This is a genomic window from Xanthomonas prunicola, assembly GCF_002846205.1.
Taxonomy (GTDB): domain Bacteria; phylum Pseudomonadota; class Gammaproteobacteria; order Xanthomonadales; family Xanthomonadaceae; genus Xanthomonas; species Xanthomonas prunicola.
The window spans coordinates 1-510 of record NZ_PHKV01000077.1 but is presented as its reverse complement, the minus strand read 5'-3'; the positions used below and the strand labels follow the sequence as shown (position 1 = coordinate 510).

The 510-nt window shown below is 59.0% G+C and carries 1 pseudogene; it reads right to left on the bottom strand.

The window, feature by feature from the left end:
* A pseudogene (locus XpruCFBP8353_RS23115) lies at window positions 1-510 on the bottom strand (protein adenylyltransferase SelO family protein); the annotation flags it as partial.

Below are 510 nucleotides of genomic sequence, written 5' to 3'. Positions count from 1 at the left end.
CTGATCGATGTTGGCGATTGCCTTGTCAAAGCGGGAATACTTCTTGAAGAAGTAGGCAAGCGAGGGAAGCGAGTGGCGAACATCACGCATCTCATCGCCGAAGAAGTGACGATGCCCATCGGTGCCACGCTTCCAGGTGGGAACTGCGCGAAAGCCGCCGAAATCCAGAAACTGCGCGTTCGATGTGATGTTGTCGCTTGTCGGGCGTCCGGTCCAGAGGCGATGCGCGCGACTTGCGGCAATCTGCTCGGCAAGGCGGAGGTAGAGCGCAGACAAGTCAACGCCTAGGTCATTGGGTTTGCCGGCATCGCGCTGCGTGTGTTCGTCGGCAAAGTGGATGGCATCTTTGACCCGCAGGCTATCTTGAAATTGATCGCTGTTTGCACTGCCTGATGTCCCGAAATACAGGCTGCGCTCGAAATGCGCCAAGCGCAGGAAAGCAGGCCTGATCAGAATGGCGCACCGCTCCGGCTCGTCGGCATCGGTGCGCGCCAGGGAGAAGCCGGCATC